Annotated in this window: 4 protein-coding genes; 3 read left to right on the top strand and 1 reads right to left on the bottom strand. The window is 51.2% G+C overall.

The features are described from left to right. From ldtD to Q7O77_RS16325, 3 genes are all read left to right on the top strand, one after another. Nucleotides 1-701, top strand: a 701-nt coding sequence (ldtD, locus tag Q7O77_RS16335; protein ID WP_304169744.1) for a L,D-transpeptidase, incomplete at its 5' end; no start/stop codon positions are given. Between the two features lie 167 nt (nucleotides 702-868). Further along, a complete protein-coding gene (locus Q7O77_RS16330; RefSeq protein ID WP_026742703.1) occupies nucleotides 869-1,417 on the top strand; it encodes a YcbK family protein in 549 nt (182 codons plus the stop codon). Between the two features lie 65 nt (nucleotides 1,418-1,482). Further along, nucleotides 1,483-2,127, top strand: a complete 645-nt coding sequence (locus Q7O77_RS16325; protein WP_304169742.1) for an MBL fold metallo-hydrolase — start codon at nucleotides 1,483-1,485, stop codon at nucleotides 2,125-2,127. 92 nt (nucleotides 2,128-2,219) lie between these two features. On the opposite strand, the gene Q7O77_RS16320 is transcribed toward Q7O77_RS16325, so the two are convergent. Next, the coding region (locus tag Q7O77_RS16320; RefSeq protein ID WP_304169740.1) for an amino acid aminotransferase at nucleotides 2,220-3,055 on the bottom strand (836 nt) is incomplete at its 5' end.

The following is a 3,055-nucleotide window of genomic DNA, read 5'->3' as shown; positions in this document are numbered from 1 at the left end:
TTTCGCTGACCTACTATCAAAATGGCGCGGAAATTTTATCCTCTCGAGTGATTGTTGGTCAGCCAAAACGTAAAACCCCGATGATGAGTAGCGCGTTGATCAACGTGGTGGTGAACCCCCCTTGGAACGTACCGACCACGCTGATCCGTCAGGACATTATCCCCAAAGTGATTATGGATCCCGGGTATTTGCAGCGTCATGGTTATACGTTGTTGTCTGACTGGAGTGAGAACGCTCAGCCAATCGATCCTTCCATGATCGATTGGTCTCAGGTCTCGGCTGAGCGGTTCCCTTATCGTCTGCGCCAGGCGCCGGGAAGCACTAACTCGTTGGGGCGCTATAAATTCAACATGCCGAATTCTGAGGCCATATATCTGCACGATACGCCGAACCATAATCTGTTCCACAAAGATATTCGGGCTCTGAGCTCGGGTTGCGTGCGAGTCAATAAGGCCGCCGAGCTGGCTGGCTTGCTGTTGCAAGATGCGGGCTGGAACAGTGCGCGGGTTTCTTCCACGTTGGAAGAGGGTAATACGACTTACGTCACTATGCGCAAGCGCATTCCGGTTAGCTTCTATTACCTGACGGCTTGGGTCGCAGAGGATGGTAAAGCGCAATATCGTACAGATATTTACAATTATGATGGCCGGTCAAAAACCGGAGAAACCACGCTGTCCAAAGTCGGGTTATTACTGCAGTAAGCAAGGATTTCCGTAAGTTACGGCTGAGTCAGCCAGCGTAGGGGGGATAAACGGTGATAACCACTCCCTGTCGGACGGGTTGACTCAGCTAATGACGGCGGTTAAGGTTCAAAACGGTGCGCGTTTTGTGCCCTCACACCGATTATTAGCCTGGGTAATATTGTTATATGGAACACATCGATAACCATCGTCGCAAATGGTTGACGCTCGGAGGAGCAGCTCTGGGAATAGCCTTGCTTCCCGGTCAGTCACTCGCCTCATTATCAACGGCACGTCCTCGAATCTTAACACTCAATAATCTCAATACGGGCGAACGCCTCAAAGCAGAGTTTTTCGATGGGCGACGTTATATCAAAGAAGAACTTACTCGATTAGATTATTTCTTCCGTGACTATCGTGCGAATAAAATCAAAAGCATCGATCCGCAACTTTTTGATCAGTTATATCGATTGCAGGTCATGCTAGGGAACAATAAGCCGGTGCAGCTGATTTCAGGTTATCGCTCGCGTGGCACGAATGAAGATCTTCGCTCTCACAGCCGTGGCGTTGCCAAACAAAGCTATCATACGCAAGGTAAAGCGATGGATTTCCATATTGAAGGTGTGCAACTGGCGAATATTCGTAAAGCCGCCGTCAAAATGCGAGCTGGCGGCGTTGGATACTATCCGCGTAGCAACTTCGTCCATATTGATACCGGTCCCGCGCGTACCTGGTAAGGCATAGAAAACGACCGCGGCCAGGTTTGATGTATCACCGGCTGTGAAGGCGAAAGCGGAGCGATATGAAATACCAAATTATTCCTGTTACGGCATTTAGCCAAAATTGCACCCTGTTGTGGGCTGAAGAGAGTGGTGACGCTGCTTTAGTCGATCCGGGTGGAGATGCCGAAACGTTGAAGCAAGCCGTGGCTCAATCCGGTGTGACGGTTAAGCAAATCCTTTTGACCCATGGACATTTGGACCATGTCGGCGCGGCGGCAGAACTTGCCGACTATTATCAGGTGCCTATCAAAGGTCCGCAGCGTGCGGATGCATTCTGGCTGGATGGTCTGCCAGCGCAAAGTCGGATGTTCGGTCTTGATGATTGTCAGCCGCTGACGCCGGATGAATGGTTGGATGAAGGCGATACGGTCGCAATCGGTGGAGTACGGCTCTCAGTCTTGCATTGCCCTGGGCATACGCCGGGCCATATTGTCTTTTTCAGTGAGTCCGAGCGGCTGGCGATTTCCGGCGATGTAATTTTCAGGGGAGGGGTGGGTCGCAGCGACTTCCCTCAGGGGAATCATGAAGCGCTGATTCTGTCGATTGCGACAAAGCTGTTGCCGCTGGGTGATGATGTCGCTTTTATCCCCGGGCATGGTCCGATGTCGACCTTCGGTGAAGAGCGCCGGACTAACCCATTTTTGCAGGGAATCACTGTCGGGTAACCGGTCGGTTAAACACCCTAACTCAGGCGAGTTAAAAAAAGCCAGCCCGGTTGATACGGAGCTGGCTTTTTTATTGCCTATCGATTTACATCTTACAACACGGCAACAATAGCCTCACACAGCGGGGCCATATTTTCCGGCGTCATACCGGCGACATTGACTCGGCCGGAATTGACGGCATAAACGCCAAATTCATCGCGCAGGCGGATGACTTGTTCTTTGCTCAGTCCGCTAAATGAGAACATACCGTTTTGCTGGATAATGAAAGAGAAATCCTGTTGTGCGCCTTTTTCTTGAAGGGTATTCACAAACAGCTGACGCATACGTTGAATACGCTCGCGCATCGCTGTCAGTTCCTGTTCCCAAATTCCCCGCAGAACGTCGTTAGACAGAATCGTCGCTACGACAGCAGCCCCATGAGAAGGCGGGTTAGAGTAGTTTGCACGAATCGCCGCTTTTATCTGGCTAAATGCGGTATCGACAACTGCGCTATCCGCGGCAACTAACGTACAGGCACCCACACGTTCGTTATACAGACCAAAGTTTTTGGAGTAGGAGCTCGCGACCAACAGTTCCTGATGCTGGGCCGCGAAAGTGCGCAGACCCTGAGCATCTTCATCCAAACCGTTAGCAAATCCCTGATAGGCGAAATCAAAGAGGGGCAACCAACCTTTCTGCTGTGACAGGGAAGCCAATTGAGCCCACTGTTCTGGCGTAGGATCAATCCCCGTAGGGTTATGGCAGCAACCGTGGAATAAAACGATGTCACCAGCCTGAGCGGCATTCAGGCTTGCTACCATGCCATCGAAATCCAGTTTGTGTGCAGTGGCGTCGTAGTAGTCGTAGTCACAGACTTCCAGCCCCACAGCAGCAAAGACGTTTCTGTGGTTAGGCCAGGTTGGATTACTGATCCAAATACGTTTAGCCG

The sequence above is a fragment of the Lonsdalea britannica genome, from assembly GCF_946477055.1.
Taxonomy (GTDB): domain Bacteria; phylum Pseudomonadota; class Gammaproteobacteria; order Enterobacterales; family Enterobacteriaceae; genus Lonsdalea; species Lonsdalea britannica_A.
The sequence above is the reverse complement of the archived record's forward strand: the minus strand, read 5'-3'. Positions and strand labels throughout refer to the sequence as shown.

What these genes read in the sequence shown, in the direction of transcription:
- Q7O77_RS16325 (WP_304169742.1), top strand. Translation starts at nt 1,483, where the DNA reads ATGAAATACCAAATTATTCCTGTTACGGCATTTAGCCAAAATTGCACC.
- Q7O77_RS16330 (WP_026742703.1), top strand. Translation starts at nt 869, where the DNA reads ATGGAACACATCGATAACCATCGTCGCAAATGGTTGACGCTCGGAGGA.